At 67.8% G+C, this 26,878-nt stretch carries 27 protein-coding genes and 1 riboswitch; of the genes, 12 read left to right on the top strand and 15 right to left on the bottom strand.

Features of this window, described 5'->3' with window-relative positions; all coding sequences use genetic code 11:
* Positions 1 to 4: 4 nt before the first annotated feature.
* Together JJB11_RS01575 and JJB11_RS01570 are read left to right on the top strand one after the other, a co-directional pair.
* The gene (locus tag JJB11_RS01575) at positions 5 to 562 is read left to right on the top strand and encodes a HupE/UreJ family protein (protein WP_201166147.1); all 558 of its coding nucleotides are present in this window, start codon (positions 5 to 7) and stop codon (positions 560 to 562) included.
* A 14-nt stretch (positions 563 to 576) separates the two neighbouring features.
* Positions 577 to 1,173 (top strand): HupE/UreJ family protein, encoded by a 597-nt coding sequence (locus JJB11_RS01570; protein WP_201166146.1) that lies wholly within the window; start codon positions 577 to 579, stop codon positions 1,171 to 1,173.
* A gap of 29 nt (positions 1,174 to 1,202) precedes the next feature.
* On the opposite strand, the gene JJB11_RS01565 is transcribed toward JJB11_RS01570, so the two are convergent.
* Complete coding sequence (locus tag JJB11_RS01565) at positions 1,203 to 2,288, bottom strand: hypothetical protein (protein WP_201166145.1); 1,086 nt, start codon at positions 2,286 to 2,288, stop codon at positions 1,203 to 1,205.
* Between the two features lie 202 nt (positions 2,289 to 2,490).
* Here JJB11_RS01565 and JJB11_RS01560 point away from each other — a divergent pair, with 202 nt between their 5' ends.
* The 4 genes from JJB11_RS01560 to JJB11_RS01545 all read left to right on the top strand — a co-directional run bounded on the left by JJB11_RS01560 (position 2,491) and on the right by JJB11_RS01545 (position 5,399).
* The gene (locus JJB11_RS01560) at positions 2,491 to 3,306 is read left to right on the top strand and encodes a hypothetical protein (protein WP_201166144.1); all 816 of its coding nucleotides are present in this window, start codon (positions 2,491 to 2,493) and stop codon (positions 3,304 to 3,306) included.
* Between the two features lie 141 nt (positions 3,307 to 3,447).
* Positions 3,448 to 3,942 (top strand): hypothetical protein, encoded by a 495-nt coding sequence (locus tag JJB11_RS01555; protein ID WP_201166143.1) that lies wholly within the window; start codon positions 3,448 to 3,450, stop codon positions 3,940 to 3,942.
* Between the two features lie 19 nt (positions 3,943 to 3,961).
* Positions 3,962 to 4,831: a hypothetical protein gene (locus JJB11_RS01550; RefSeq protein WP_201166142.1), complete on the top strand. Its 870-nt coding sequence runs from the start codon at positions 3,962 to 3,964 to the stop codon at positions 4,829 to 4,831.
* Between the two features lie 160 nt (positions 4,832 to 4,991).
* The gene (locus JJB11_RS01545; protein WP_201166141.1) at positions 4,992 to 5,399 is read left to right on the top strand and encodes a bactofilin family protein; all 408 of its coding nucleotides are present in this window, start codon (positions 4,992 to 4,994) and stop codon (positions 5,397 to 5,399) included.
* A 42-nt stretch (positions 5,400 to 5,441) separates the two neighbouring features.
* Here JJB11_RS01545 and JJB11_RS01540 read toward each other — a convergent pair whose 3' ends face one another.
* From JJB11_RS01540 to JJB11_RS01530, 3 genes are all read right to left on the bottom strand, one after another.
* Positions 5,442 to 6,767, bottom strand: coding sequence for a PQQ-dependent sugar dehydrogenase (locus tag JJB11_RS01540; RefSeq protein WP_201166140.1), 1,326 nt, complete (start codon positions 6,765 to 6,767; stop codon positions 5,442 to 5,444).
* 234 nt (positions 6,768 to 7,001) lie between these two features.
* On the bottom strand, positions 7,002 to 7,772 hold the full coding sequence (locus JJB11_RS01535; RefSeq protein WP_201166139.1) for a DUF3047 domain-containing protein: 771 nt from the start codon (positions 7,770 to 7,772) through the stop codon (positions 7,002 to 7,004).
* An 18-nt stretch (positions 7,773 to 7,790) separates the two neighbouring features.
* On the bottom strand, positions 7,791 to 8,801 hold the full coding sequence (locus JJB11_RS01530; protein ID WP_201964538.1) for a LysR substrate-binding domain-containing protein: 1,011 nt from the start codon (positions 8,799 to 8,801) through the stop codon (positions 7,791 to 7,793).
* A 14-nt stretch (positions 8,802 to 8,815) separates the two neighbouring features.
* Here JJB11_RS01530 and JJB11_RS01525 point away from each other — a divergent pair, with 14 nt between their 5' ends.
* On the top strand, positions 8,816 to 9,982 hold the full coding sequence (locus tag JJB11_RS01525; protein ID WP_201166138.1) for a mandelate racemase/muconate lactonizing enzyme family protein: 1,167 nt from the start codon (positions 8,816 to 8,818) through the stop codon (positions 9,980 to 9,982).
* Positions 9,983 to 10,048: 66 nt separating this feature from the next.
* Here JJB11_RS01525 and JJB11_RS01520 read toward each other — a convergent pair whose 3' ends face one another.
* From JJB11_RS01520 to JJB11_RS01485, 8 genes are all read right to left on the bottom strand, one after another.
* A complete protein-coding gene (locus JJB11_RS01520) occupies positions 10,049 to 11,116 on the bottom strand; it encodes an ABC transporter substrate-binding protein (protein ID WP_201166137.1) in 1,068 nt (355 codons plus the stop codon).
* Between the two features lie 46 nt (positions 11,117 to 11,162).
* Positions 11,163 to 12,206, bottom strand: a complete 1,044-nt coding sequence (locus JJB11_RS01515) for a CobW family GTP-binding protein (RefSeq protein ID WP_201166136.1) — start codon at positions 12,204 to 12,206, stop codon at positions 11,163 to 11,165.
* On the bottom strand, positions 12,196 to 13,809 hold the full coding sequence (locus tag JJB11_RS01510; RefSeq protein ID WP_201166985.1) for an amidohydrolase family protein: 1,614 nt from the start codon (positions 13,807 to 13,809) through the stop codon (positions 12,196 to 12,198). Before JJB11_RS01510 ends, JJB11_RS01515 begins: the two co-directional genes overlap by 11 nt.
* 10 nt (positions 13,810 to 13,819) lie before the next feature.
* Positions 13,820 to 15,070, bottom strand: a complete 1,251-nt coding sequence (locus tag JJB11_RS01505) for a metal-dependent hydrolase family protein (RefSeq protein ID WP_201166135.1) — start codon at positions 15,068 to 15,070, stop codon at positions 13,820 to 13,822.
* Positions 15,071 to 15,113: 43 nt separating this feature from the next.
* Positions 15,114 to 16,001, bottom strand: coding sequence for an ABC transporter permease (locus JJB11_RS01500; RefSeq protein WP_201166134.1), 888 nt, complete (start codon positions 15,999 to 16,001; stop codon positions 15,114 to 15,116).
* Between the two features lie 4 nt (positions 16,002 to 16,005).
* Complete coding sequence (locus JJB11_RS01495) at positions 16,006 to 17,058, bottom strand: ABC transporter ATP-binding protein (RefSeq protein WP_201166133.1); 1,053 nt, start codon at positions 17,056 to 17,058, stop codon at positions 16,006 to 16,008.
* Between the two features lie 4 nt (positions 17,059 to 17,062).
* Positions 17,063 to 17,821 (bottom strand): ABC transporter permease, encoded by a 759-nt coding sequence (locus tag JJB11_RS01490; RefSeq protein WP_201166132.1) that lies wholly within the window; start codon positions 17,819 to 17,821, stop codon positions 17,063 to 17,065.
* Positions 17,822 to 18,260: 439 nt separating this feature from the next.
* Positions 18,261 to 18,992, bottom strand: coding sequence for an oxygen-binding di-iron domain-containing protein (locus tag JJB11_RS01485; RefSeq protein ID WP_201166131.1), 732 nt, complete (start codon positions 18,990 to 18,992; stop codon positions 18,261 to 18,263).
* Between JJB11_RS01485 and JJB11_RS01480 the strand changes: the two genes are divergently transcribed.
* Both JJB11_RS01480 and JJB11_RS01475 read left to right on the top strand, forming a co-directional pair.
* Positions 18,991 to 19,674: an RNA polymerase sigma factor gene (locus JJB11_RS01480; RefSeq protein WP_242528830.1), complete on the top strand. Its 684-nt coding sequence runs from the start codon at positions 18,991 to 18,993 to the stop codon at positions 19,672 to 19,674. The two genes, JJB11_RS01485 and JJB11_RS01480, sit on opposite strands and share 2 nt — an antisense overlap.
* Positions 19,671 to 20,240 carry a hypothetical protein gene (locus tag JJB11_RS01475; protein ID WP_201166129.1) on the top strand — a complete coding sequence of 190 codons (570 nt, stop codon included), beginning with the start codon at positions 19,671 to 19,673 and terminating at the stop codon, positions 20,238 to 20,240. Before JJB11_RS01480 ends, JJB11_RS01475 begins: the two co-directional genes overlap by 4 nt.
* A 77-nt stretch (positions 20,241 to 20,317) precedes the next feature.
* Here JJB11_RS01475 and JJB11_RS01470 read toward each other — a convergent pair whose 3' ends face one another.
* Positions 20,318 to 22,411: a copper-transporting P-type ATPase gene (locus tag JJB11_RS01470; RefSeq protein ID WP_201166128.1), complete on the bottom strand. Its 2,094-nt coding sequence runs from the start codon at positions 22,409 to 22,411 to the stop codon at positions 20,318 to 20,320.
* 348 nt (positions 22,412 to 22,759) lie between these two features.
* Here JJB11_RS01470 and JJB11_RS01465 point away from each other — a divergent pair, with 348 nt between their 5' ends.
* From JJB11_RS01465 to copC, 3 genes are read left to right on the top strand one after another with little or no spacing between them, the layout of a single operon-like run.
* Positions 22,760 to 24,544, top strand: coding sequence for a copper resistance system multicopper oxidase (locus tag JJB11_RS01465; RefSeq protein WP_201166127.1), 1,785 nt, complete (start codon positions 22,760 to 22,762; stop codon positions 24,542 to 24,544).
* Positions 24,541 to 25,284, top strand: coding sequence for a copper resistance protein B (locus tag JJB11_RS01460; protein WP_201166126.1), 744 nt, complete (start codon positions 24,541 to 24,543; stop codon positions 25,282 to 25,284). Before JJB11_RS01465 ends, JJB11_RS01460 begins: the two co-directional genes overlap by 4 nt.
* 39 nt (positions 25,285 to 25,323) lie before the next feature.
* On the top strand, positions 25,324 to 25,707 hold the full coding sequence (copC, locus tag JJB11_RS01455; RefSeq protein WP_201166125.1) for a copper homeostasis periplasmic binding protein CopC: 384 nt from the start codon (positions 25,324 to 25,326) through the stop codon (positions 25,705 to 25,707).
* Positions 25,708 to 25,752: 45 nt separating this feature from the next.
* On the opposite strand, the gene JJB11_RS01450 is transcribed toward copC, so the two are convergent.
* Both JJB11_RS01450 and JJB11_RS01445 read right to left on the bottom strand, forming a co-directional pair.
* The gene (locus JJB11_RS01450; RefSeq protein WP_201166124.1) at positions 25,753 to 26,328 is read right to left on the bottom strand and encodes a TMEM165/GDT1 family protein; all 576 of its coding nucleotides are present in this window, start codon (positions 26,326 to 26,328) and stop codon (positions 25,753 to 25,755) included.
* Between the two features lie 5 nt (positions 26,329 to 26,333).
* A riboswitch (yybP-ykoY riboswitch) is annotated at positions 26,334 to 26,502 on the bottom strand.
* Between the two features lie 52 nt (positions 26,503 to 26,554).
* Positions 26,555 to 26,860 carry a PQ-loop repeat-containing protein gene (locus JJB11_RS01445; protein WP_201166123.1) on the bottom strand — a complete coding sequence of 102 codons (306 nt, stop codon included), beginning with the start codon at positions 26,858 to 26,860 and terminating at the stop codon, positions 26,555 to 26,557.
* Positions 26,861 to 26,878 lie beyond the last annotated feature (18 nt).

The raw sequence follows: 26,878 nt of genomic DNA, 5'->3' as shown, positions 1-26,878 counted from the left end.
TCTGATGGCCGGTGCCATGCTCGCGATGCCCGCGCTGGCGCATGTGCAGCAGGGACAGGCCGCAGGCTTTGTCGCCGGCTTGCTGCACCCGGTGTCCGGCCTGGACCATGTGCTGGCGATGGTGGCCGTCGGCCTGTGGGGTGCGCAGCTCGGAATGCCGGCGATCTGGCTCCTGCCCGTGACGTTCCCCTTGGTGATGGCGCTGGGTGGCTTTCTCGGTCTCGTCGGCATGCCATTGCCCGGCGTCGAAATCGGGGTCGCTGCCTCCGGGCTGCTGCTCGGCGCATCGGTGGCGACCCGGTGGCGACCGCCGCTGTGGCTGGCGGCGACCATCGTCGGTGTCTTCGCGGTGTTCCACGGCCACGCCCACGGCACCGAACTGCCGCCCGGCGAGAGCGGCCTGCTCTATAGCGTCGGATTCGTCGTGGCGACCGGTTGCCTGCATGCGGCCGGCGTGCTGATCGGGCTCGTGCATCGCTGGCAGTGGGGTCGTACGGCGTTGAGCGCGGCCGGCGCAGGCATCGCGATGGCGGGCCTCCTTTTCCTGTGGCGGGCCTGGTGATGCGACGACGCGCCATGCTGACGCACTGCATCGTCGCCGCACTGCTGCTTGTGCCCGCACAGGCGAGTGCGCATCTCGCGACAACCGGGCTGGGCCCGGTCTACGACGGCATCCTGCATCTGTTCCTCAGCCTCGACGATCTGCTGCCGGTGTTCGCGCTGGCCCTGCTCGCCGGATTGAACGGACCCACGGCCGCACGCTGGACCGTCTTCGCATTGCCCGCGGCCTGGTTTGCCGGCGGCATGGCGGGCTTTCTCGGCGGCCCGACGAGCCTGCCGAACGCCATCACGTCGCTGTGGCTTCCCCTGCTGTTGCTTGGCCTGCTGGTAGCCACCGACGTCAAGCTCGGAGCGTACCTGGTGGCGACCCTCGCGGCGATGCTCGGTTTGCTGCACGGCAACTCGAACGGCGCGGACATCGCGTCCGCGGGCCGCGAGGCCAGTGGCGTGGTCGGCATCATCGGCGCGATCTTCGTGGTGAGCTCCCTCGTCGCGGCAGGGGTCATCTCGCTGCGCGTGCCGTGGGCTCGCATCGTCGTCCGTGTCGCAGGGAGCTGGACGGCCGCGACGGGGCTCCTCCTCCTGGGATGGTCGCTCGCCGGGCGTGCTTGATCGTTCGCGCGGCTGCGCAGCGCCGGCGTTCAGCGCGACGGCACCGTCACGATCGGGGCTGCCGTGGCCTGGCCCGTCTCGGCGAGCGAAAACAGGATCATGAGAAACGTGAAGGTGCGCTTGCTGTCGACGTCCGTGTCTTCGATCCAGTACCAGTATCCCTTGTAGGGCACCGCCGCATAGGCATCGGGGGGCTCTTCGGGCCCCGACCGGATGTGCACGAGCGGCCTGGCTTGCTGGTCGCCGGCCTGCTGCTGCCCTGCCAGCGCTCGCCCACTCGCCGCGTGCGCGGGTGGCAGGTCGATGCCGAAGCCGAGTTGCAGCATGATTTCCATCATCGAACGGGTGAGGATCGCCACCTCGTTCGCATTGTCCGGAACCACGCCGTAGGTGATCTCGAATTCCGTGATGCCTTCCGCCAACCCCAGCAACTCCCGGACGCGACGACCGTCCGCGTCCGACGCAGTACCTCGTTCGGCCCGCCGGATCACGACCCGGGCGCTGCCGGCGTCCTTGCGTGCCTCCACCTTGATTCCGATGTTGCCGGCACGCTGGATTCTGGCCAGGGCTTCGCCCAGCTCGTCGAAGCCAGGATCGGAGGCAGCGCCGGCGGAGACGTTGCGCAGGCCGTTGACCGAGCCGACCACGGTGCGAAAAACCAGCGTTGCCGGCCAGCCGCCCTGAAGCAACTGGAAGATGGCAACTGGAGGAACGGGTTGCAGGAGCGACTTCGTGAACCGGTCGCCCATCAAGGGCTGGTAGGTAACGGTCGGTGTGTTGGACCAGTTCCCCGTGCCGCCGAACTCCAGCACGTTCGGGTCGGTCCGGCTCGGCAAGGTCGCCTTCCCGGTCGCATTGCCGCCGACGGTATGGCTGTTGATGATCGAAGCGACGTCGAGGAAGGTCGGCGCATCGGCGTATCGAAGCCGCACCACGTTGAGAAGGGTCTGGCGCTTCCAGGATTCGGCCACTACCTGGCCGTAGTCGATGCGTTCGGTCTTGACGAATGCAGGCGACACGCTTGCGCAACCAGTCAACGCCAGCACGGCGAGACTGCCAAGGGCCCACTGCCGCAGTCTCAGGGTTGGCGAAACTTCGTGGATCACATTCTCCATGGCGGATCGCGTGCGGGAAATATCCAATGCCTCGCTCGGGCATGGAATGCGTAGTGTCGGACACGGTATCGCCGCCGCAGCGCCCACCTGTTGATCCAGCGCAACCGGGTCGACGCGGCGCCAAGGATGATCCGGACGTGCCATTTCCAGCTACATCTCGAGGCGATCACAGGCGGCCCATGCCGGAAGGAGCTCGAACACCATGAATCCGTTCACCTGTCGCGCCATGGCCGGTCTTTGTGCAACGGCCATGTTGTTGCCGATCACGGCCCACGCCCAGGACGCCGATCGTTGGCAATTCACAGGCAGCCTGAACCTCTTCCTGCCCACGCTAAGCGGCACCACTGCGTTCCCGCCGCCAGCGGGCAGCAGCTCGGCGAGTGTCGATGTCGGGAAGATCCTCGAGAACCTGAAGTTCACTTTCATGGGCTCGCTGGAGGCGCGCAAGGGGCAGTGGGGCGCGTTCACCGATCTCGTCTACCTGGATGTCGGGTCGAGCAAGAGCGGTACGCGGGCGCTCTCCTTGGGCGGTGCCGACTTGCCCGCCGGCGTCGCTGCCGACGCGCGCTATGACCTCCGCGGCTGGTCGTGGACGCTGGGCGGCGCGTGGCGGGCTGTAGCGAAGCCGGAGTATGTCCTGGACGTCATTGCCGGCGCGCGGCTTCTCGATATTCAGCAGAGTCTCGACTGGACGCTGACCGGCAACATCGGTTCGGTGGCCCTGCCTGATCGCACCGGCGCGCGCGAATCGCGCCTGCGCAATTGGGATGCGATCATCGGCGTGAAGGGTCGCTATGCCCTTGGCCAGAACAGCAGTTGGTTCATGCCTTACTACCTCGATGTGGGCACTGGCAATTCAGACCTGACGACCCAGGCCATGATCGGCGTCGGCCGTTCGTTCGGGTGGGGCGACGTGGTCGGTTCGTGGCGCTACCTCGGCTACAACATGAAGTCCGGGCAGGTCCTGAAAGACCTGAGCTTCAGCGGGCCGATGGTCTCGGCGGTGTTCCACTGGTGAGTGCAGAAGCGGGTTCACCCCGCCTTGGACGAGCAACTACACCTACCTCACGAAGGTAAGCGTCGTCGCAGCGTCGTTCTCTGCGATGGGGTGGAGCCATCGCGCGATGGCCATGCCACGCCAAGGCGCGACAATCGCAGCATGAACGAACCGGAAATCGGCGCCGATACCCAGGTGATCCACGAAGCGCGCGTGTGGCGCGACAACGGCTGGACGGCCCGCGTGATCAAGAACGAGGACGACGACGGCTGGGCCGTTGCGATGACACCCGACGGGCAGGTCGAGCCGGCCCTGGTCGGCCCATGGACCATGGGCCGCGACAAGAAGAACCCCAAGGCCCTGGACACTTCCGCGTTCAACACCCTGGTGAAGACCGCGGCCGAATTCGTGCGGCGGCACGAGCAGCAACTGCAGGCGGCGCTCCATCGGCAGGTCGACATCTCCTGCGATCGCGGCCGCGTGAGCGTCACGCTGGACATCGAGCCGGACGAAGAGAACCCATCGGCCGTGCTGCGTGCCACCGATGCGTCGGGCGAGGTGCTGGGTGAAGCGCGCGTCTCGCCTGGCTTTCGCCTGACGCGAGCCAGTGCGGAGGCCTGGGCCGAGGCCGGGTTCAGCACCCAGGCGGTGCGGTGAACATGCGAGGCGTGCGGTGATGCGTCCGGTCGCTGTCCATCGCGTCGTCGCCGCCAATGCCTATCGTGTGCCCCACCCCTTTGCGGCGTTCGCTGTCCGCAGCGAAGAGCCCGGCCATGCCTTCGACGCGCGCGCGCCTTACGACCGCGTGCATGTCATTCGCACTGAGTTTCTCGATCCCGATTCCCTCGCGCGCATGGCAGCGCAGGGCCATGCGCGGACCAGGACCGAGGCGTTCTCGGAGATCGACTATGCGACCACCACACCGGAGGACCTGGCCGCCGTCGCACCCGGGGTGGCCGACCTGGTCGGAGGCATAGCGTCCGCGTTGCAGTTGACGGGCGTCCTGGGGGAGGGCCTCGCCGCGTACCGCAGCAGCGTGGCCGAACGGATCGACTATCTGGCCACGCGGGGGGCGGGCTTTCACAACGACGTCAGGCGCCACTGGTCACGCTGCCTGTTCTGGATTCTTGCGCTCGAGGTATCGGAGCTGGATTTCGTGATGCCCCACGCGGGCGTCCAGCTGGCACTGGCAACCGGCGACCTGGTCGTCTTCGACCAGACCATGGCGCACGGCCTGTCTCGTCCGGGCGATGGCGGGCAGGCGGTAGAGGCGTCCTTCCTCGCGGGCGAGCACTGCCGCCAGGTGTTCCTGACGGGCGAACTGCTGCTGACCGACGCACAGTGGGCCGCGCTGGGTGCCCCGTGGCTTCCCGTCGAAGAGCATGAGCGCCGCGGCGCGCTGGACCTGGCAGTGGCGGAATTCGACGAGCGCAGCGGCGCCGTCAAGCGTCCGCGCGGCCTGCGCGACTGCATGAAGCGCAGCACCTGCCATGTCGATGAGGGCCCCATCGCAGGACCCGAGGGAGAGGCGGCAGCAAGTTCATGACCGCCGCCGCCGCCGCCGCTGCGGCCGAGCCTCCCATCCCTGCAACCAGGCAAGCAGCCGTCCGACACGAAAGTGGCACGACGTTCGCCCCCTGCACCGACCGCTTCCGCAGCATGCTCACCTCCCTGTACTGCACATCGTTGAGGATTGAGGAGCATCCATGTTCGGCAAGAAAGACCACGCGGAAATCAAGACCCTGATCGCCCAGGGCACGCGCATCGACGGCGCCCTGAAGTTCGAGGAGGGGCTGAGGGTCGACGGCGAGGTGTACGGCGCGATCGAGGCGGCGTCCGCAGGAAGCCTCCTGGTCATCTCCGAGGGTGCGGTGGCCGAAGGGGGTCTCACCGCCGACCGCGTGATCATCGCCGGGACGGTCAAGGGGCCCGTGCACGCGCGCGAATCGCTGGAGTTGCAGCCTCGGGCCCGCATCGAGGGCGACGTGCAATACGTGGCGCTGGAGATCCACCAAGGGGCCACCATCTCGGGGCAGCTGCGACCGATCGAGGCCGCCGCCACCTCGTCCGAGCAGGACAGGCCGCCGATCCGTCTCGCCGCAAAGAGCGCGTGACGCTTCAAGGCATCGGAACTGCGGAGCTCGGCTCCTGCGGGTTCAGGCGGCGCTGCCCGTGACGCGCCAGATGACGTCACCCACGTCGTCGGCGATCAGCAGGGATCGTTTGTCGGGTCCGATCTCGACGCCCACCGGGCGCCCATAGGACTCGCGTTCGTCCGGACTCAGGAAGCCGCTCAGGATGTCGCGTGGCGGCTGTCCGGTCGGGCGGCCGTTCGCGAACGGCACGAAGACGACACGGTAGCCGCTCAAGGTGCTGCGGTTCCACGAGCCGTGCTGGCCGATCACCATGCCATCCTCGTCGAAGCCGGGCAGCGTACCGCGCGGCATCCAGCACAGGCCCAGCGACGCGGTATGGCCGCCCAGCGCGTAGTCGGGCGTGATCGCACTTGCGACCCGCGCGGCGTCCTGCGGCTGCACGCGGTCGTCGACGGTCTGGCCCCAGTAGCAGTACGGCCAGCCATAGAAGCCGCCTTCCCGCACCGAGGTCAGGTAGTCCGGCGGCGTTTCGTCGCCCAGGCCGTCGCGTTCGTTCACCACCGTCCACAGCACGCCGCTGCCTGGTTCCCACGCCAGGCCCACCGCGTTGCGCAGGCCCTCGGCGAAGATGCGGTTGCGGCCGGTTTCCAGGTCCAGCTCATAGATGCAGGCGCGACCCTGCTCGATTTCGACGCCGAGTTCGGCGATGTTGGTAAGCGAGCCCACGCCGGCATAGAGCCGGCGACCGTCGGGACTGGCAAGCAGGCTGCGCGTCCAGTGTCCGCCGGGCTTGAAGCTCGCGAGCGGGCGCCCGGGCGCATCGATCCGCGTCGCGCCGGTCGTGTACGGAAATGCGACCACGCCGTCGGTGTTGCCGACATAGAAAGTGTCGGCGATCAGCACCATGCCGAACGGCTGGCTCAGGCCTTCCAGCAGCGTCTCGCGGGTCTCTGCGACACCGTCGCCGTCAGCGTCGCGCAGCAGCGTGATCCGGTTCGCGCTCTGGCCGATGGCGGCCGCCCGCTGCATGGTCGCCACCATCGCGTGGTCGAACATGCTCTTGGGGGTCCGGAGCACCTGCATCGCCTCCGCCACGGTGACGTCGCCATTGGGCAGCACGTGGATCCAGCGCGGGTGCTTCAGGCCGGTGGCGAATGCGTTCACCGTCAAGCCCGGTGCCGCCGTGGGCGTCTGTCCATGCGCCCAGCCGCGCGCGGTGGGCATCTTGAGGGTGGGCACCGCACCCTGCGGCCGCCCAGGTGGTATCTGGGGAACGTCGCCCACGGCCGGGGGCGGTGCGGCTCCCTGCGTCCGGCGTCGCCACGCCACGGCCGCGGCGCCGACCAGCGCGACGCTGCGCGCAAGGAGGCTCGTCGTTCCGCTCATGACCGCCCCCCATGGCAGTCTTCGCCGAGTCGATTGCTTTCCAGGCGGGCAGTGAACAAAACGGTTGGCATGGGAGGAACTTGAGATGACGACATGGGTCCTGGTGCACGGTGCATGGGACCTGCCCACATTCGCTGTACCGCTGAATGCAGGAAGTCCGGGGTCGGAAGGTTAATCGATCTGGATTCTGTACGGGCCGCTCACGTGGCTTCGTGAGCAACCAGCCAGCCGCGCTCACGGGCCGCCCAGGAACTGTATGTCTCCGTACCACGCACGAGCCACGGAGCCCGTGTTGTCGGTGTCGGTCAGCAGGCCCCAGGCCGTGATGCGCCCGGGCTTCTCGTGGAACACCATCTCGTAATCCTGCGCAATGTTGCGACGAAGGCTTTGCCATTCCCCCGAATCACCGGGCTGGCCGGAGACCACGATCATCTGCACGCGGCCCGTGCGCGGGTTGGGGATGACGCTGCCCGGGGGAGCAGTGGTCGACCAGATGTACATGAGCGTGGCATACGGGATGTCCTCACCGCCCGCGATCTTCGCGAGGCCCATGCCAGCGCGGTCCCGCAGCGACAGCTTGCTCTTGTCCCCGTCGAACAGGAACACCAGCCGCGCCGGCGCGTCCTCCTTGGCCGCGACGCTGTTGTCGGCGCCCTTGATGGGAGCGGCCGCTTTCCAGCGCCAGGCCACCACCGGTGTGCGGGCGAGGTCGATATTGCCCTCGTGCATCAGCGCCGACGCGGAATGTTCGGCGTCGGCCTGCAGCACCGTTGTCTGGCCGTCGCGGACCAGTGTGTATTGCGTCATCGCCTTGCCCTTGACGACCGGCAGGTTCTTCCAGCCCGCGGGCAGCGGTGCGCCGGGCTCCGCCGCAGAAAAAGCGATGCCCGGCTTTTCGACCTGCGCAGGAAGCAAGGGCGACAACACGAGAAGCGCGACGCACGCAGCGACCCGTACCGGCCGGGGCGTGCCCTTCCGTGCTCGCGTGATTGGGGACGTGTGCATCGCTTGCGAGCCGCCAGCTTACGGCACCGCGCCCGATTCCGTGGCCGCCCGCCAGAATGCTTCTGCGGCGCGGCCGACTTCCGCTTGTTGCCGGTACAGGCGAATCTCCAGGTCCACGCTCCAGCGCGGCTCGGCCGCGACCACCAGTCGCCTCGCATCGAGATCCTCCTCGACCAGCGTCCGGGGCAGCCACGCAATGCCTCGCCCGTCCAGCACCATCGACCGAAGCACCGATGCGAGATGCGCGGTGAAGACGACCTGGTGCGGAATCTCCTCCAGTTTCCGCCCGAGCACAGCTCGGACGATCCTGCCCATGCCCGACGCATCCGTGTACTCGAGCAGCGGGACCGGCTCCTTCGCCGCGGCCTTCTCCAGGCGATGCAGCGGCTGGCGGCCTTCGCCAGGCCTGGAGACGGGCACCAGCTGGTCACTCCCGATCTTCGTCGAGAGGTAGAGCTCCGACTCGAGAGTCCCGTGCATCCGTGGGTGCGCATGCGCCAGCACGAAGTGCACCTTGCCTTCCTGCATCTGCGCTTCGCAGCGGGCGAGCACGTCCGACGTCAGTTCGACCGGGCCCAGCGTGAGCGATGATTCGACGCTTCGCAGCCATCGCGGCAGGAAAGTGAACGAGAGGGCGTGCGTGCTGGCAATGCGCAGGGTGACGGAGCTCGCCTCCGCAACCTGCTTGGCCTCGCCAGGCAAACGGGCTGCTCTTGCGACCAGCTCCTCGGCGATCCCCTTGAACCATGCGCCCACCTCCGTCAACTGCGCAGGCTGCGTCGTCCGGTCCACCAGCGCAGCGCCAATCCACTCTTCCAGGGCCCGGATGCGGCGGCTGAAGGCCGGCTGCGAGCTGTGCCTGTCCTCCGCAGAGCGCGAGAAGTTGCCCGTCGCTGCCAAGGACAGGAAATCCTCGAGCCAGACGAAATTGAAGTTCATGGTCGGTTCGCGCAGCGCATCAAAGGAGCCAAAACGAGCATTGGCCGCAGCCGGGACAAACGACGAACATTCAGTCCTCCCAACCTGCACCAGGCCAGCACGCCATGAAGATCGTCGAAATCCGCGAGAAGACCATTCCGATCAGCTCGTCCATCCGGAACGCCTACATCGACTTTAGCAAGATGAACCTCAGCCTCGTGGCCGTCGTCACTGACGTGGTCCGCAACGGCAAGCCGGTGATCGGCTACGGGTTCAACTCCAACGGCCGCTACGGCCAGGGCAGCATGATGCGCGAGCGGTTCATCCCGCGCATCCTCGAAGCCGATCCCGCCTCCCTGGTCGACGCGACCGGTGACAACCTGGATCCGCACAAGATCTGGGCGACGATGTTCAAGAACGAGAAGCCCGGCGGCCACGGCGAGCGTTCCGTCGCCATCGGGACGATGGACATGGCCATCTGGGACGCGGTGGCCAAGATCGAAGGCAAGCCGCTGTTCCAGCTGCTGGCCGACCGCTACGGCGACGGCAGGCCCAATCGCAAGATCTTCGTCTACGCCGCCGGCGGCTACTACTACCCGGGCCAGGACTACCGGAAGCTGCAGGACGAGATGCGCAGCTACATCGACCGCGGCTACACGGTGGTGAAGAAGAAGATCGGCGGCGGTTCGCTCGACGAGGACCTGCGGCGCATCGACGCAATCATGGAGGTGCTGCAGGACGGCCAGAAGCTGTGCGTGGACGCCAACGGCCGCTTCGACCTGGACACCGCAATCGCCTACGCCAAGGCCCTGTCGCAGTACGACCTGTTCTGGTACGAGGAGCCGGGCGACCCGCTGGACTTCGAACTGCAGGGCACGCTGCGCAACTACTACAGGAACCCGATGGCCACGGGCGAGAACCTGTTCTCCATGCAGGACGCGCGCAACCTGATCCGCTACGGCGGCATGCGCCCGGACCGCGACTGGCTGCAGTTCGACTGCGCCCTCAGCTACGGCCTCGTCGAATACCTGCGGACCCTCGACATGCTCAAGGAGCACGGTTGGTCCGCCAGCCGCTGCATCCCGCACGGCGGCCACCAGATGTCGCTGAACATCGCGGCCGGCCTGGGCCTGGGCGGCAACGAGTCGTACCCCGACCTGTTCCAGCCCTTCGGCGGCTTCCCCGATGGCGTGAAGGTGGAGAACAGCTACGTCACGCTGCCGGACCTGCCCGGCATCGGCTTCGAAGGCAAGGCCGACCTGTTCCGCGAAATGAAGGCGCTCGCGGGCTGAGCGCCGCGCCGCGGGCGTCGGCCGGCGCGCCATGCGCGCCGGAGCCGCCCCCGCGCCTCGTCGGCCTTACAGGCCGGTCTTGAATTCCTTGTTCCAGAAATCGAGGCAGGCGTTCTTCGTCTCGTACAGCACCTTCAGGTCGTACTTGTGGATGCGCTTGATCTCGTCGTCGGTGAAGCCGACCCGGGCCTGCAGCTCGGGCGGCAGATTGGCGTTACGCACGGTCGGCGCGTAGCCCATCGCCTGCGCGAAGTGGCGCTGGCCCTCCGGATCCAGCAAGGCGTTGGCGTACGTCCAGGCTGCCTTCGGATGTCGGCTGTTCTTCGGCACGGCGCCTTCGAACGTGACCGGGATCGCGCCTTCCTTGGGGATGACGTACTCGACCGGCAGTCCCGCGTCGCGCCACTGCAGCGCGCGGGCCTTCCACATGCAGGCCATCCAGATCTCGCCGGACTTGAACGCTGCGGCCACCGCCTCGTTGGACGGGTACACCTTGGGCTGGTTCTTCTTCAGTTCCATCAGGAACTTCTCCCCCGGTTCGAAGCTGTTGGCGGCCCCGCCGCCCGCGAGGCCGACGAACAAGGTGTTGAAGTTGAACAGGATGTCGGAAAAGCCGACGCGGCCCTTGTAAGCCGGCTCCAGCGCGATGCGGAAGGAGTCGGGCTTGGTCTGGAACTTCTCCTTGTTGTAGACGATCACCATCGCGCTGAAGATGTGCGGGATGGAATAGGGCGTGCGGAACTGGTCGTACACATTGGCCAGGTTCGGCACCAGCTTGGCGTCCGGCGTGGCGAGCGCATCGCTGCGGAACGCCTCGTACATGTCCAGGTCGCCCAGCAGCGCCACGTCCATGGAGCCGCGGCGCGATCCGTGCTCGGCTTTCAGCTTGGTCGTGCGCGCGACGGCATTGCCGGTGTCGTACACCACGTTGACGCCGGCCTTCGTCATCGACGGGGCGATGAACTGCTGCAGCAGGTTCTGGTAATCCCCGCCCCAGGTGCCGACGACCACCTCGTCGTCCGCCGCGTGCGCGGGCAGCGAAAGGAAGGGCAAGCCCGGCACCACAGCCAGGCCGGAGCCGATCTTGAGCAGGTCGCGGCGCTTCAGGGAAGTGGTGTGCTTGGGGTTGTTCATCGTGTTGCTCCTGGTGGTGGTTGGATGTGCTTGGAGGTGCGGCGCGTCACGCAGCATGCGTCGCGACCAGCCGGGACAGGAGCCCGGGCTGCTCGCGCGGGGGGCGGCGCAACTGGTTCACCAGGCGCACGGGACCGCCTGCGCACAGGGTGTTGATTTCCTCGGCATCGATGTCCCGGGTGATCACCACGAAAACGTCGCGGTCCGCGCCGTACGAGCGCAGCGGCCGCGGCGCGCCGAACGTGGTGCCCACGCTCTGGATCAGGATCGGATCGGCGCAATCGGTGACGTGCACGATCGCCTTGAACCGCAACAGGCGCTCTCCGCAGAAGCCTGCGAGGTCGTCGAGCCACAGGGCCAGTTCGGGCCACTGCATGGCGGACCGTGCCTCGCCTTTCATGACGTGGATGCGCGGATGCGGCAACGCTGCGGCCGATACGCTGTCGTCGATGGGAAAGCGCGCCGCGCCGGTCGCGTCGCCCGCTTGCGGGGCGCAGGCGAGAGCCCTCGCCACGGCGCGCGTTCGATCCGGCTCGGCGATGATCTCCGCGAACGGATTGATGCCGGCCGCGGCATCGCGGTGCATCGCAATCGAATCCGGCCGCACGCGGTCCAGCTTGGTCAGGACGATGCGCTGCGCCGCGGCGAGTTGCGCGGCGGCCTCTTCGAACTGCTCCGTGTGGGCGAGGCCGGTTTCGCAGTCGTAGGTGCTGACGACGCTCACGCGCAGGTCGCGCGCCGCCAGTTCGGGGTCGGCGAGCGAGGCGATGATCGGGCCCGGACGCGAGAGCCCGCTCGTTTCGAGCACGATGCGACGCAGCGGCGGCCGGTCGCCGGCGCGCGGCGCATCGAGCAGGGCGCTGACCGTGTGCACGAGGCTGCTGCGCAGCGAACAGCAGACGCACCCGTTCGCCAGTTCCAGCATCGGCACGTCGCTTTCGGCGACGATCGCGCCGTCGACGCCGATCTCGCCCGCTTCGTTGACGATGACGCCGGTGTCCCCGGCGCCCTCGTGCCGCAGGAACTCCACCAGCAGCGTGGTCTTGCCGCTGCCGAGGAAGCCGGACAGCAGGATGAGGTCAACGGGCATGCGGCGGTCCCTCCGGGTCCCCGTCCCAACTGGCCTTGACCAGTTCGCGCACGTCGGCCAGCAGTTGTTCCGCGTCGTACACGACGCCGCCCTTGACGGTCCATTTGAGAGAGCGGCGCCACTCCACCTGGCCGGTCTCGTCGTCCAGGCGCATCGCCCCGGTGCCGAACAGCAGCTTGAAGTCCTCCAGCGGATTGTGGTCGTGCACCAGCAGGTCGGCGCGCTTGCCCACGTCCACAGTGCCGGCTTCCTCCTCGATGCCGAGCAGCGCAGCGCCTTGCGAGGTGGCCGCGCGCAGCACCTCGAGCGGGTGGAATCCCGCTTCCTGCAGCAACTCCAGCTCGCGCACGAAGCCGAAGCCGTAGATCTGGAAGATGAAGCCCGAGTCGCTGCCGGCGCACACGCGGCCGCCGAGGTTCTTGTACTCGTTGATGAACTGCATCCACAGCCGGTAGTTCTGCTTCCACTCGATCTCGTTGGTGGTGCTCCAGCGGTACCAGTACGCGCCGTGTCCGCCGCGCTGCGGCTGGAAGTACTTCCAGATCGCCTTCCAGGTGTAGTCGTCGTGCCAGTCCGCGCGGCGCGCGCGCATCAGGTCGCGATTGGCGTCGTAGATGTTGAAGGTCGGCACGAACGTGTGGCCCAGCTCCAGGAACCGGTCCATCACCTCGCGCCACTTCGCGCTGCCGGGCTGCGCCGCCTGCATGAAGGTCTGCCCGGCGACCGAGAAGCGGAAGTATTCGTCGTTGTAGTTGTAGTCGGCCGGATAGTCCTGGACGACGCGGTTCTCGAACAGCGCCTCCGGCAGCCCGTAGTAGTGCTCGGAGCTGGTCAGTCCCCAGGTCGCCGACTTCAGCGCGTTGACGCGCGACACGCCCATCTGCGCGTGGTGGCATCCCGAGCGCAGGCCCTGCTCGCGCGCTTCGTCCAGCGCGGCCTGCATGATGGCCGGCGGCGCGCCGAAGAACTTGATGCCGTCCGCGCCGCGCGCCTTGATCTTGCGCACCCACTCGCGCGCCTGCTCCGGCGTGTGGATCGTCTTCACGCGGTCGTTGACCGCGGGAAAGTAGGCGTACGCCAGGATGTGGGGCGCCGCGATCGCGTTGCGCGCGGCCGCGTCCTTCTGCTGCAGGTTCCAGCCGAGCCCGTTGATGGAGCCCATCTCGCGCACCGTGGTCACGCCATGCGCCAGCCACAGCTTGTAGATGTAGTCGGCCGGAGGCACGGTGCCGGCCATCGAGTGATACGGCGTTCCGATGTGCGCGTGCGAGTCGATGAAGCCGGGCGTGACGAATTTGCCGTGGCAATCGATCTCGTGGTCACCCGCGGCCGGCCGGCGGTCCGGGTGGATGGGCTTGTGCGGAGTCCCGACGGACACGATCGCCGTGATGCGGTTGCCTTGCACCACGATGTCGACCGGACCCCAGGGCGGCGCGCCGGTGCCGTCGATGACCGTCGCTCCGCGCAGTACCAGTCGCTCGAACGGGCCCGCGCCACGGTCGCGCCCGGTTGCCGCAACGGCCGGATGCCAGCCCTTCGCCGCGTTCAGTTCACGCGACTCTTCGCCAACCTCGGCGTGGGCGAACGGGTGGTCGCTGGACATCGCCATGGCGCTACTTCCTTCCGGTCTCGTCGTGGTAGATGCGCCCGCCCTTCATCACGAGCGGGATGTGCTCACCCTGTCCAAGCAGGCAGCCCAGGTCCCGGTACGGGTTGCCGTCGACGAGCAGCACGTCGGCATGCGCGCCCGGCACCAGTTCGCCGAGCTGCCCGGTCCGGTTCAGGACCTCGGCGCCGATCAGGGTGGCGCTCTGGATCACCTCGAACGGCGACTGCACTTCGGAGCGGATGCGGAATTCGTCGCTTTGCAGGCGCTGCGACGGCCCGAGGAGGTCGGTGCCGAAACCGATCTTCACGCCGGCGCGCTTGAGGATTTCCAGCGCGTGCAGGCCCGCCGTGCGCACCGATGCGATCTTCTCGACGCTTTCGAGCGGCAGCCCGTACTGCGCGCCTTCGTTGGCCAGCGCTTCGTACGTGACCAGGGTGGGCACCGCATACGCCCCTTTCTCGGCCATGAGTTGCGCGACGGGCTCGTCGATCAGGTTCGCGTGTTCGATCGTGCGAACGCCGAGCCGCACGGCGCGCTCGATCGCCTCCGCCGTGTAGCAGTGGGCCATGACGTAGGTCTGGCGACCGGCTGCCTCGGCCACCACCGCGCGGATTTCGTCCTCCGAGTAGCCGAACGCACCGATGGGATCGGTGGGCGAGGCCACGCCGCCGGAGCCCATGATCTTGATCTGGTCGGCACCCATCTGCAGTTCCTCGCGCACGGCCCTGCGCAGCGCGTCCACGCCGTCCACGACCCGTGAGATGTCGCCTGCGCGGAAGCAGCAGCCGCACAGGCTCGTGGGCCGCAGGTAGTCCGAACGCGGGCGGCCGTCGCCGTGGCCGCCGGTCTGGCTCAGCGCGCGCCCGGAGATGAACAGGCGCGGACCCGGCGTGCTGCCGTCCTCGACGGCGCTCTTGAGGCCCCACCCGGCGCCGCCGGCGTCGCGCAAGCTGGTGAAGCCGCGCCGCAGCATGCCCGCCATGATCGGCAGCGCCCGGATGGTCACCAGCGCATCGGGCAGCAGGCCCTGCGTGTGCAGGTTCAACTGCGTGGCCATGACGTGCCCGTGCAGGTCGATGAGGCCCGGCATGATCGTCAGCCCGGCGGCGTCGATCACCTGCGCGCCTTCGCTGCGCAACGGGCGGTCGGAGACCTCCTTCACGCGCCCGTCCTCCACCAGGACGTGATAGCCCTCGCGCAGTTCGCGCTCGCGCGGGTCGAGCAGGGCGCCATTCTTGAACAACACGGCAGTCATGGAAGGAATCTCCGGGGAAGCACGGGTGGGGAAAGGCAGGACTTCATGAAGCCATGGTCCTGATGTAGCGGCGATGGATCAGCCAGTTCGACAGCAGCGCCATGACCAGCGTCGCGCAGACGAGCACCAGCGCGATCGCTGAACCGAACGGCCAGTTCGAGCCCTTGGTGATCTGGTCGTAGAGGGCCGGCGCCATCATCGTGAGCCCGGTGCCGCCGAGCAGCACGGGCGTGGCATAGGCGTTCATGCACAGGATGAACACCAGCACCGTTCCGGCCGCCACGCCTGGAGCGGCAATCGGCAGGACGATGCGGCGGAAACTCGTGAAGAACCCCGCTCCCAGGTTCTGGGCAGCCTCCTCGACGGAGAAGTCGATGCCTTCGAGCACGCTTTGCAGGCTCAGGACGAAGTAGGGCAGCACGACGGCCGTGGTGCCCACGACGACCGCGCTCGGCGTGTACAACAGCCGGATGGGATCGTGAATGAGGTGCAGGCCGCGCAGGATCGAATTCACGACGCCTGCGTTGCCGAGGATCACCATCCAGCCTGCGGCGCGCACCACGTTGCCCACGAGCAGTGGAAACACCAGCAGGATGATCAGCAGGCTCTTGAAGCGGCTCTGGGTCCGGGCGAGGAAGTAGGCGACGGGAAAACCGAGGACGAGCGCCAGCACGGTGCACAGTGCGGCGATGCCGAACGTGGTGAAGAACACGTGGCGGTAATACGGATCGGCGAAGAACTTGACGTAGTTCTCGAACGTGAACGCCGCCGTCATCTGCGCCGCGTCGAAGCGGTTGAAGCTGTAGCGGAACAGCATGAGGATGGGGACGACCACGACGAGGAGGACGACGATCGAAGCCGGAAACGCCATGCCGGCGCCGGCCGCCCAGCCCTGGCCGCGGGAGTTCGGGTTGGCGTTGTTCCCTGCCATCGCGCTACTCGGTGAAGAGGACGCAGTCCGCGGGGCGGAAGCACGCATACACCTCGCTGCCCACGGCCACTGGTGCGCTCGCGGCGGTGGGGCTGTTCGGAACCTGGCAACTGAGCAACTCGCCGGTGCGCAGCCGCACGCGTGCATCGATCTGGAAGCCCAGGTACACCGTCGATTCGACAACCCCCGCCAGGGCATTGTCCGTGGCCGGTTGGGCGAGCAGGCTGATGCGCTCGGGCCGCACGCCGACGCGCGTGCCGCCGGTGATCGAGCGGTCCACCACGAGCGAGTGGCCCTTGTCGGTGAGGAAGCGGTTGGTCGACTCGAGCCGTCCCGGGAAGAAATTCATCTTGCCCAGGAAGTCCGCCACGAACAGGTTCGCCGGGCTTTCGTACAGCGACTCGGGCGTGCCCACCTGCTGCACCTTGCCGTCGTGCATGACCGCCATGCGGTCGGATACCGCGAGCGCCTCCTCCTGGTCGTGGGTGACGAAAATGGTGGTCAGCCCGAGCCGGCGCTGCAGGCTGCGGATTTCGTCGCGGACTTCCACGCGCAGCTTGGCATCGAGGTTCGACAGCGGCTCGTCGAGCAGGAACACGTCCGGCTGGATCGCCAGGGCGCGCGCCACCGCAATGCGCTGCTGCTGTCCCCCGGACAACTGCCGTGGATAGCGGTCGCGCAACTGCGTCATGCGCACCATGTCCAGCGCTGCGCGGATGCGCCCCTCGCGCTCGCCCACCGGCACCTTGTGCATCTCGAGGCCGAACGAAACGTTCTCGGCCACCGTCATGTGCGGAAAGAGTGCGTAGCGCTGGAACACCATGCCGGTGTTGCGCCGGTGCGCGGGCAGGCGCGTGATGTCGCGGTCGCCGACCAGGATGGAGCCGGCGGTCGGCTCGACGAAGCCGGCGACCATGCGCAGCGTGGTGGTCTTCCCGCAACCGCTGGGACCGAGCAGCGTGATCAGCTCGCCGTCGGCGATGTCCAGGGAGAAATCGGCCACGGCCACCGCGTTGCCGAACTGCTTTCCGAGCGCCTGGATGGAGACCTTGGCCATGTGCCTACACCACGCGACTGAGTTTCACGAAGCGATCCGTCACCAGCATCAGGATGCCCAGCAGGAGGATCTGCACCGACGCGACTGCGGCGATCGTGGGATCCAGGTTGAATTCGAGGTATTGCATGATCGCTATCGGCAGGGTCGTGCGTCCCGGGCCGACCAGGGACAGCGACAGCTCCAGGTTCTCGAAGGAGACGATGAAGCTGAAGAGCGTGGCCGCCACGATCGCGGGACGCAACATCGGCAGGGTGACCCGCAGGAATGCAACCGGCCCGCTGGCGCCCAGGTTGCGCGCGGCTTCCTCGATGGACGGGTCCAGGCCCACCATGTTGGCGGAGACCAGCCGGACGGTCCAGGGAATGGTCAGGCACACGTGCGCGATGACCAGTCCGCCGTACGTGCCGACGATATCGCGGTTGAGCCAGTTCTCCGCGGCCAGGTAGAACAGGTAGATCGCGATGCCGGCGACGATGCCCGGTACGAGCAGCGGCGAGAGCAGCAGCGTGTTCACGACGCGCTCGCCGCGGAAGCGGTGGCGCACGATGCCCAGCGTGGCGAGCACGCCGAGCACCACGCCGCACGCGGCCGCGAGCAGCGCGATCTGCAGGCTGATCACGAAGCCGCTGGCGAAAGCCTGGTTGTCCCACGCTTTCGTGTACCAGGCGAGCGTGTAGCCGCTCGGCGGGAAGTAGAGGATCGCGTCCTTGAAGAAGCTGAGCCAGACCACCACGATCAGCGGGCACAGCATCAGGAAGTACATCAACGCAACGAAGATGCGATGAAGGAGGCGCCGCCAGGCGAAGCCTCGGCCTCGCGCGGCCCGGTTCCGGTCCGCCTGGGGAAAGCGGCGAGAGCCGGACGCGATCTTCGCGTGCGGCTGTGTGAGCGAATCAGCCAAGGTGTCGTGCCAGAGGGGACAGGCCGCTCAATGCAACAGTTCCGGGACGGCCGATCGAGACGCAAACGGACCGGACTTCCACCTCGTTGTTGTTGTCGTTGAGCATTCAGACTGCTGGCCGGGAGCGAAATTGCGGCTGAACGCTTTCGCTTCTCAGGGCGCTCTGTCGATTGGGGAAGCGGCGATCTTCGTCGGGCTGGCTCGACGCGGCAAGATGGGTAAACCCCGAAATCCCGCCGAGCTGCCGGAGCACGGAAGGTGCTCGCGAGGCGCGCGCACGAACCGAGGCGCGCCGCAGCCGCTACTCCTTTCCGGCGAGCGCGTGCGCCAACTGGCGCAACAGCGCTGCGCCGTCGCCTCGCCAGGCGCTCCCATGCATGCAAGCGAGCGTGCGCGGTTGCAGGTCCGCGAGGCGCTCGATGGTCGCCGGGGTCTGGGGAGCGTGCGCGAAGTAATCCATGGCCTGTCGAAAGCCCTCGCTCGGGCCGAGGATGTCGCCTTCGGTCAGCGGCTGGTCACCGTGTCCGGGCTGGGTGAACAGGTCGCCGCAGAAGAAGGTGCCAGTCAGCGAATCCATGAGCAGCCCGCAGTCCCAGCCGTGCGGCACCTGCGGAGTGTCCATCCATCGCAAGGTGTGCCGGCCCACGGGGAGCTGCTCGCCATCGGCGAGCACGCGTGGGGGCCGGTCGGCCACGTCGGTAATGGAGATCAACGCGCCCACGCGCCCGCACAGCGGGACGGCCTCGGGCGCGATGGCGAGCCACTCGTTGAGCGAGCCGCATTCGTCGGCCTCGAAATGGGAGAAGCCGACATAGCGCAGGCGGCGCACCGGCATCACGGCCGCCATCGCGTCGCGCACGGCGCCAAAGAGCTTGCGCGGACCGGTGTGGAACAGCAGCGGCTCGTCGTCGACCAGGAGGTACTGGTTGAAGCTGAAGCCGGCTCCGTTCGGCAGGTCGATGGGCGTGTTGATGCGGTAGATGCCGTCGGCGATCTCGTGGATGTTGGTGCGTGAGGTGGCGTCCGTGATCATGCGGTTGTCTCCTGAAGGGCGGGTGGGTGACGGCAGGTTGTGGCGCGAGTCCCGCGGGCGTTACAGGAATTTTTGGCGACCCGCTTCTGCTATGCTTTTTAGTGTGGATTCCTCCGCCAAGGTCAGCGCCGACGGCCCCGAGGTTGAGCTCGCACGCCGCATCGCGTCCGCGGCGCCGGACGCCTGCGAAGCCGAGGCCGAGCTCTACCGGCTGCTTGCGCCGCGTGTGCGACGCTACGGGCTGCGGCACTTGCGGGACGCGCACGCGGCAGCCGACCTCGTCCAGCAGGTGCTGACCTTCGCGATCGAGCGGCTGCGTGCCGGCGCCTTGCGCGAACCCGAAAGGGTGTTGTCCTTCGTGCTGGGCACTTGCCGGATGACGATCATGGACGAGCGCCGTGCGGAACTGCGGCGCGCGGACCTGCTGGAGCGCTATGCCGAAGCGGTGCCGCAGGCCGACGCGCATGTGGCGCCGCGACTCGACGAACGCCGCGTGGCCGATTGCCTGGAGCGCCTGCCCGAGCGCGAACGCTCCGTCCTGGTGCTCACCTTCTACGAAGATCAGCCTTCCGACACGGTGGGTGCGCAGCTCGGGCTGTCGCCCGGAAACGTCCGGGTGATCCGCCACCGCGGGCTGGACAAGCTGCGGCGCTGCGTCGACGCGGGAAAGAGCCGCGCATGAGCCCGGCCCGTTCCCACATCGCGCCGGACCTGCTGCTGCAGGACTGGCTCGGCGAGGCCGATGCGGCGACCCGCGAAACCATCGACGAGCACCTCATGGCCTGCGATGCCTGTGGCGTGCTGTTCGACGAGATCGTGGCGCTGGGAGAAGCGGTCCGGCGAGCCCTGCGCGCGGGGCTGGTCTTCGCGGTTGCAAGCGGTGCGTTCGTGGAACGCCTGCGCGCACTGGGCCTGCGCGTTCGCCTCTACGATCTGGCGCACAACGGCACCATCAACTGCACCGTGTCGCCGGACGACCAGGTCCTCGCAGCGCGCCTGCAGGCGCCACTGCGCGGGGTCCGCCGGCTGGATCTCGTGCAGGAGGTCTCGCTGGCGCCCGGCGAACGCCGGCAAGTGCAGGACGTCCCGTTCGATGCCGCCCACGACGAACTCGTGTTTGTGGTCAGCGTCGCGCGCGTGCGGCCCCTACCGGCGCACACCAAGTGGCTGACGCTGATCGCCACGGACGACCAGGGCACGCGCGAAGTGGGTCGCTACGAATTCCGGCACACCCCCTGGCCGGCCTGAGCCCGGCAACCGTACTTCCACGAGCTGCGGCCTGCGCATGCTGGCGGGCGCGCCCGCAGCCCCCACGGCGCGCGCTTTCAGTCGACATGGACCGCGCGCAAGCGCAGGGCATTGGTGATGACGCTGACCGAGGACAGCGCCATGGCCGCGGCGGCCACGACCGGCGACAGCAGCAGGCCGGAGAACGGGTAGAGCACACCCGCAGCGAGCGGAATCCCCGCCACGTTGTAGACGAAGCTGAGGAACAGGTTCTGCCGGATGTTGCGCATCGTGGCCTGCGACAGCTTGCGCGCGCGCACGATGCCCAGCAGGTCCCCCTTCAGCAAGGTGATGCCGGAGCTCTCCATCGCCACGTCGGTGCCGGTGCCCATCGCGATGCCGACGTCGGCGGCAGCGAGCGCCGGCGCGTCGTTGACTCCGTCGCCGGCCATGGCGACCACGCGGCCCTCCCTGCGCATCTGCTGCACGATGCTCGCCTTGTCTTCGGGGAAGACTTCGGCGACCACCTCGTCGATTCCCAGTTCGCGGCCCACCGCCTGTGCCGTCGTCCTGCCGTCGCCGGTGAGCATGACGATCCTCACACCCGCCTCGCGCAACTGCCTCAGCGCGTCGGGCGTGGTCTGCTTGATCGGATCGGCGATGGCCACGAAACCGGCGAGCCTGCCGTCCATGGCCACGTAGATCACGGTGGCTGAGCGCGCGCGTTGCTGTTCCGCCGCGGTGTCCAGCGACGACGCATCGATCCCTCTCTCCGCCAGGAATTTCGCGGCGCCGCTGGCCAGTTCCAGGCCATCGAGCTTGCCCACCACGCCCTTTCCCACGGGCGAATCGAAATCGGTGACGTCGGACAGCGGCAGCTTGCGTTCCTTCGCCGCGGTCACGACGGCCATGGCCAGCGGATGTTCGCTGGCGCGCTCGACGCTCGCGAGCTTCTGCAGAACCTCGTCCGCCGCGAAGCCCGGGGCCGGTTCGACATGGACGACCCTCGGCCGGCCCTCGGTGAGCGTGCCGGTCTTGTCGACGACCAGCGTGTCGACCTTCTCCATGCGCTCGAGTGCTTCGGCATCGCGGATCAGCACGCCCTGCTGCGCACCGCGTCCGACGCCCACCATGATGGACATGGGAGTCGCCAGTCCCAGCGCGCAGGGACAGGCGATGATCAGCACGGCCACGGCCGCGATCAAGGCATGCGAGAACGCCGGCTGCGGTCCCCATGCCATCCAGGCCACGAAGGTGACGGCGGCCACCAGCACGACCGCCGGCACGAACCAACCAGCCACCTGGTCCGCCATCCGCTGGATCGGCGCGCGGCTGCGCTGCGCGGCCGCCACCATGTGCACGATCTGGGACAGCAGGGTGTCCGCGCCGACCTTCTCGGCGCGCATGACGAAGCTGCCGGTCTGGTTGAGAGTGGCGGCGGTCACCTTGGCGCCGGGTGCCTTGGTCACGGGCATGGGTTCGCCGGTAACCATCGACTCGTCCACCGTGCCCTTGCCTTGCGTGACCTCACCGTCGACCGGCACCTTTTCCCCCGGCCGCACGCGCAGCGCCTCCCCGACCTGGATGGATTCGATCGGCACGGTCTCGTCCGAACCGTCGGCTTTCACGCGCACGGCCGTCCTGGGTGCGAGGTCCAGCAGCGCCTTGATCGCGCCCGAGGTCTTCTCGCGCGCCCGCAGCTCCAGCACCTGGCCCAGCAGCACGAGCACGGTGATCACCGCGGCGGCCTCGAAGTACACGGCGACCGTGCCGTCATGCGCGCGCAATTCCGGCGGGAACAGCGCCGGCGCGAGCGTTGCCACCATGCTGTAGAGCCACGCGGCGCCGGTTCCGAGCGCAATGAGGGTGAACATGTTGAGGCTGCGGTTCCTCAGGGACTGCCAGCCGCGCACGAAGAACGGGCCGCCGGCCCACAGCACGACCGGCGTGCCGAGGAGCATCTGGATCCAGTTGGAAGTTCGCGCGTCCACGAGGTGGTCGATGTCGAAGAGGTGGCCGCCCATTTCCAGCAGGAACACGGGCACGCTCAACGCAAGTCCGATCCAGAACCGCCGCGTCATGTCCCGCAGTTCGGGGCTTTCGCCGGCCTCGGCGCTGGCGATCACCGGCTCGAGCGCCATGCCGCAGATGGGACAGTTGCCCGGCCCCATCTGCCGGACCTGGGGATGCATGGGGCAGGTGTATTCCGCAGCGGCCGATGCTGAGGCGTGGCCGTCTCCGGCGGGGCGATGCAGACCTTCGTGGCTGTCGTTCCGCGGTGCAGTGACTTCACGTTCCAAGGTGTGCTCCTTCCTGACGGATGGCCAGCGTGAGTGTGCCTGCCCGCGGGCCGGCGTGGGTCGGAGATCCAGGGGCACTTGACCTTCCCACGGGGGCAAGCTTTAGCATCGCGCCCCGGGTCCTCTGAGTCCGGCGCCTCCGAGCGGGGCGCCCCAGTAAAGCGGGGCGCACACAGCGCTGTTTCTTTTCACATTCGCATGGGTGGCACGCGCGCGCCACGCCAGCATCGAGATCCATTCATGGCTCAACTTCTTCATGGCGCCGACACCCTTGCGGCCCGACTGCGGCGGCGCACTTTCGTGCAAGGCCTTTCGCTCGGCGCATTGGGCGTGGCGGCCCCGGTGCGGTGGGCCGGCGCCGAGGTGCTGCCCACCCGCACCGGCGCGCCGCCGGAGCTCACCGGCACCGAGTTCGACCTGCGCATCGGCGCGACGCCGATCAACATCACCGGCAAGCCCCGCATGGCGACGACCGTCAACGGTTCCTTGCCCGGGCCCCTGCTGCGCTGGAAGGAAGGCAGCACGGTCACCCTGCGCGTGACCAACACCTTGCCGGTCACGAGCTCGATCCACTGGCACGGCATCCTGCTTCCTGCGGCCATGGACGGCGTGCCGGGATTCAGCTTCGACGGCATCCAGCCGGGCGAAACCTTCGTGTACCGCTTCCCCGTTCGCCAGTCGGGGACGTACTGGTATCACAGCCACAGCGGCTTCCAGGAGCAGACGGGACTGCTGGGGGCTCTGGTCATCGATCCGCAGCACGCCCCGCCGGCCACGCACGACAGCGAAAGCGTGGTGATGCTCTCGGACTGGACCGACGACGATCCGGACCGCGTGATGCACACGCTGAAGGCGGACAGCGCCTACTACAACGAGCAGGTCCCGACCCTGGGCGACTTCTTCCGGGACGCGTCGAACAAGGGGTTCGCGGCGGCCTGGGCGCGTCGCAAGGAGTGGGGCCAGATGCGGATGAACCCGACGGACTTCTCCGACGTCAGTGGCGCGGCCTACACGTACCTCGTCAACGGGATGCCTCCGGCGGCGAACCACGCGATCGTGGTGAAGCCCGGCGAGCGCAAGCTGCTGCGCATCATCAATGCGTCGGCCTCCAGCATCTTCGACGTGCGCATCCCCGGCCTCAAGCTGACCGTCGTCGCCGCCGACGGCCAGTCGGTCGCTCCCGTCGCCGTCGACGAACTGCGGATCGCGACCGCGGAGACGTACGACGTGCTCGTCTCGCCCGAAGACCGCGCGTACACGCTCTTCGCGCAGTCGATCGATCGCATGGGCTACGCACGTGCGACGCTGGCGCCTCGCGCAGGCATGACCGCCGCCGTTCCGCCGCTGGATCCCGCCACGTGGCTGTCGATGGAGGACATGGGCATGGGCAACATGTCGGGCATGGAAGGAATGCAAGGCATGCAGTCCGGCGATGACATGCAGGGGATGCAAGGCATGCAGGCCGGTGACGACACGCAAGGTGCGCCTGCAGCGCCGGCCCCGGCCTCCATGGATGGCACGGCGCTGGGCACGGGCCCTTCCGTGGACAGCCGTTCGATCTCGCCCGGTGCGGTGGTGTCGGATCCAGGCCCCCGCCTGCGCGGGAATGGCCGGCGGGCCCTGGTCTACAACGACCTGCGCACCGTGGGCGGTTCCATCGATCCCCGGCCGCCCGTGCGGGACATCGTGCTGCGCCTCACCGGGAACATGAACCGGTTCATCTGGGGCTTCGACGGCAGGAAGTATTCGCAAGCCGAGCCGATCCGCCTGGCCTATGGGGAGCGCGTGCGCTTCGTCCTGATCAACGACACGATGATGACCCACCCGATCCACCTGCACGGCATGTGGAGCGAAGTCGAAGGCGAGGACGGCTCCTTCCTCGTGCGCAAGCACACGGTGATCGTGCACCCGGGCAAGTACATCAAGTTCCGCGTCACCGCCGATGCGCGCGGCCGATGGGCGTTCCACTGCCACCTGCTGTACCACATGGAAGCGGGCATGTTCCGCGAGGTGGTGGTCGCATGAAGAGCAGCCTGCGCACCGTTCTCTATTCCATCTGCGCGCTCCTCGCGGCGGCGGCGTGCCTTCCCTTGATGGCGCAAGAGCCTGCGCACGCCATGAGCATGGCGATGTCGGACGACCCGATCCACTACCAGGTGCTGCTGGACCAGCTGGAATACACCCACTCGGACCAGGGCAGCGGCATGGCGTGGGACCTGCAGGGCTGGGTGGGCCGCGACTACGACCGGCTGTGGCTGAAGTCGGAAGGCGCCCGCCAGGGTGGCCACACCGAGGACGGGCGCCTCGAACTGCTTTGGGCCAGGCCGGTCGCTGCGTTCTGGGACATCCAGGCCGGCGTGCGGCACGACTTCGGCGGCGGTCCGACGCGCAACTGGCTCGCGCTTGGCGTCCGGGGCATCGCGCCCTACCTGTTCGACGTCGAAGCCACGGCGTATGCAGGCAGCGCCGGGGCAGCGCTGCGCCTCGACGGCAAGTACGACCTGGCGTTGACACAGCGCACCCGGCTCACGCCCCGGCTCGAAGCCAACGTGTATTCGCGGGCCGATGCGGAACGCGGGCTGGGCGCCGGGCTTTCGGACGTCAACTTCGGCCTGCGGCTGCGCCACGAGTTCCGTCGCGAATTCGCGCCGTACGTGGGCGTGGTCTGGAACCATCGCTTCGGCGGAACGGCGGACCAGGCTCGCGCGACGGGCGAACCCGTCACCGAACGCAAGTGGGTCGCCGGCGTGCGCGTGTGGTTCTGATCCATGTTTCATTCTTCGATCGCACTCGAAAGGGAGTTCATGCGTAGTACCCCACTCCTTCGTGGCCTGCTGGCTGCTCTTGCGATCGTGGCGAGTTCGGCCGCGCTCGCGCATCCCCAACTGCTGTCGTCCACTCCCGCGGACAACGCGGAAGTCGCTGCACCGCCCAGGATCGAGCTGGTCTTCTCGGAGCACCTGCTGCCCGAGTCCTCCGCCGCCAGGCTGGTGATGACCGAGATGCCGGGCATGGCAATGGACAGCCCGATGAAGATGGCCTTCAAGGTCACCGCCGGACCCGACGGCAAGACCATGGTGATCACGCCCACCCAGCCCTTGCCACCCGGCACGTACCGGCTCGATTGGCGGGCTGTCTCCTCCGATACGCATCCGGTGACGGGCCACATGAGCTTCCAGGTGAAGTAGGCCGATGCCCGTGGTGCGAAGCGCAGCGCACCATCCGCGCCTGCGTCAGAACAGCTTGCCGACGTTCAGGAGCGTCAGGACGCCCAGCACCGCGAAGATGAGCGCCGAGATGCCGTGCACCAGCCGCATGTTCACCTTCTTGGCAATCCTGTCGCCAAGGAACACGGCGGGCACGTCGGCCAGCATCATCCCCAGCGTCGTGCCGGCCACCACTGGAACGAGCGTGTCGTAGCGTGCGGCGAGCGCCACCGTGGCAATCTGCGTCTTGTCGCCCATCTCGGCCAGGAAGAAGGTGATGACCGTCGTACCGAAGACCCCGAAGCGGCCCATGCCTTCGCCGGCGCTCTCTTCATCCACCTTGTCCGGGATGAGCATCCAGCCTGCCATGGCCAGGAAGCCGAGGCTGATGACCCAGCGCAGGATGTCCGGACCGAGCGCCCGTGCGATCCAGGCGCCGAGCGCGCCCGCCGCGGTGTGATTCACCAGCGTCGCGGTGAGGACGCCCAGGACGATGGGAAGCGGCCGCTTGAACCTGGCGGCGAGCAGGAAGGCGAGGAGTTGCGTCTTGTCGCCCATCTCCCCGAGGGCGACGACACCGGTTGAAACCAGGAAGGCTTCCATTGAGTTCTCCGGGCCGGACACACCAAAGACCGCACGCATCCCCGGCCCTTCCGGAGGCGTAGCGGTCAAAGGTCTTGCCAGGCTGCGGAGCTGCTCGCGCCATGGCCGGACGGCCAAGTGTGTTGACGCGAGCCCCTGCGTGGCGCAGGGCGGCTACTCCCCAATGACGGCGCGGAGTCTAGCACGCGGGTTCATGGAGCTTTGGGGCCTGGGCGCACCGGCGCGGTCAGTGCCGCACGAGCACGCCGACGAACACTGCTCCGTCGAGCAGCACCCAGCCGATGCACGCCACCCAGATCCTCTTGTCTCCCTTGCGCAGGCCATCGACGAGCCACAGGCAGGCCCCCACGAAGTAAGCACCCCACGACAGCAGCGAGACTCCGCCGACATTCCCTTCCACCCACACGGCCCACACCTGGGGGACCGTCAGGGCCATGGTGACGATGGAGAGGACGGGCAGGATCTTGTCGAGCACGTCGCCGGACGCTGCATGACTGCTCCGCTTCCGATCTGCCTCGTGGTGCTGGTACATGGCAGGAGCTCCTGGGCA

Source organism: Ramlibacter ginsenosidimutans (genome assembly GCF_016654015.1).
Lineage (GTDB): Bacteria > Pseudomonadota > Gammaproteobacteria > Burkholderiales > Burkholderiaceae_C > Ramlibacter > Ramlibacter ginsenosidimutans.
This window is presented reverse-complemented; position numbering and strand designations above follow the sequence as displayed.

What these genes read in the sequence shown, in the direction of transcription:
- JJB11_RS01535 (WP_201166139.1), bottom strand. Translation starts at nt 7,772, where the DNA reads ATGCACACGTCCCCAATCACGCGAGCACGGAAGGGCACGCCCCGGCCG.
- JJB11_RS01485 (WP_201166131.1), bottom strand. Translation starts at nt 18,992, where the DNA reads ATGATCACGGACGCCACCTCACGCACCAACATCCACGAGATCGCCGAC.
- JJB11_RS01505 (WP_201166135.1), bottom strand. Translation starts at nt 15,070, where the DNA reads ATGACTGCCGTGTTGTTCAAGAATGGCGCCCTGCTCGACCCGCGCGAG.
- JJB11_RS01490 (WP_201166132.1), bottom strand. Translation starts at nt 17,821, where the DNA reads ATGTACTTCCTGATGCTGTGCCCGCTGATCGTGGTGGTCTGGCTCAGC.
- JJB11_RS01480 (WP_242528830.1), top strand. Translation starts at nt 18,991, where the DNA reads ATGCGGTTGTCTCCTGAAGGGCGGGTGGGTGACGGCAGGTTGTGGCGC.
- JJB11_RS01560 (WP_201166144.1), top strand. Translation starts at nt 2,491, where the DNA reads ATGAATCCGTTCACCTGTCGCGCCATGGCCGGTCTTTGTGCAACGGCC.
- JJB11_RS01465 (WP_201166127.1), top strand. Translation starts at nt 22,760, where the DNA reads ATGGCTCAACTTCTTCATGGCGCCGACACCCTTGCGGCCCGACTGCGG.
- JJB11_RS01525 (WP_201166138.1), top strand. Translation starts at nt 8,816, where the DNA reads ATGAAGATCGTCGAAATCCGCGAGAAGACCATTCCGATCAGCTCGTCC.
- JJB11_RS01475 (WP_201166129.1), top strand. Translation starts at nt 19,671, where the DNA reads ATGAGCCCGGCCCGTTCCCACATCGCGCCGGACCTGCTGCTGCAGGAC.
- JJB11_RS01545 (WP_201166141.1), top strand. Translation starts at nt 4,992, where the DNA reads ATGTTCGGCAAGAAAGACCACGCGGAAATCAAGACCCTGATCGCCCAG.
- JJB11_RS01470 (WP_201166128.1), bottom strand. Translation starts at nt 22,411, where the DNA reads ATGCATCCCCAGGTCCGGCAGATGGGGCCGGGCAACTGTCCCATCTGC.
- JJB11_RS01570 (WP_201166146.1), top strand. Translation starts at nt 577, where the DNA reads ATGCTGACGCACTGCATCGTCGCCGCACTGCTGCTTGTGCCCGCACAG.
- JJB11_RS01495 (WP_201166133.1), bottom strand. Translation starts at nt 17,058, where the DNA reads ATGGCCAAGGTCTCCATCCAGGCGCTCGGAAAGCAGTTCGGCAACGCG.
- JJB11_RS01445 (WP_201166123.1), bottom strand. Translation starts at nt 26,860, where the DNA reads ATGTACCAGCACCACGAGGCAGATCGGAAGCGGAGCAGTCATGCAGCG.
- JJB11_RS01555 (WP_201166143.1), top strand. Translation starts at nt 3,448, where the DNA reads ATGAACGAACCGGAAATCGGCGCCGATACCCAGGTGATCCACGAAGCG.
- JJB11_RS01520 (WP_201166137.1), bottom strand. Translation starts at nt 11,116, where the DNA reads ATGAACAACCCCAAGCACACCACTTCCCTGAAGCGCCGCGACCTGCTC.
- JJB11_RS01500 (WP_201166134.1), bottom strand. Translation starts at nt 16,001, where the DNA reads ATGGCAGGGAACAACGCCAACCCGAACTCCCGCGGCCAGGGCTGGGCG.
- JJB11_RS01515 (WP_201166136.1), bottom strand. Translation starts at nt 12,206, where the DNA reads ATGCCCGTTGACCTCATCCTGCTGTCCGGCTTCCTCGGCAGCGGCAAG.
- JJB11_RS01510 (WP_201166985.1), bottom strand. Translation starts at nt 13,809, where the DNA reads ATGTCCAGCGACCACCCGTTCGCCCACGCCGAGGTTGGCGAAGAGTCG.
- copC (WP_201166125.1), top strand. Translation starts at nt 25,324, where the DNA reads ATGCGTAGTACCCCACTCCTTCGTGGCCTGCTGGCTGCTCTTGCGATC.
- JJB11_RS01565 (WP_201166145.1), bottom strand. Translation starts at nt 2,288, where the DNA reads ATGGAGAATGTGATCCACGAAGTTTCGCCAACCCTGAGACTGCGGCAG.
- JJB11_RS01575 (WP_201166147.1), top strand. Translation starts at nt 5, where the DNA reads ATGGCCGGTGCCATGCTCGCGATGCCCGCGCTGGCGCATGTGCAGCAG.
- JJB11_RS01540 (WP_201166140.1), bottom strand. Translation starts at nt 6,767, where the DNA reads ATGAGCGGAACGACGAGCCTCCTTGCGCGCAGCGTCGCGCTGGTCGGC.
- JJB11_RS01450 (WP_201166124.1), bottom strand. Translation starts at nt 26,328, where the DNA reads ATGGAAGCCTTCCTGGTTTCAACCGGTGTCGTCGCCCTCGGGGAGATG.
- JJB11_RS01460 (WP_201166126.1), top strand. Translation starts at nt 24,541, where the DNA reads ATGAAGAGCAGCCTGCGCACCGTTCTCTATTCCATCTGCGCGCTCCTC.
- JJB11_RS01550 (WP_201166142.1), top strand. Translation starts at nt 3,962, where the DNA reads ATGCGTCCGGTCGCTGTCCATCGCGTCGTCGCCGCCAATGCCTATCGT.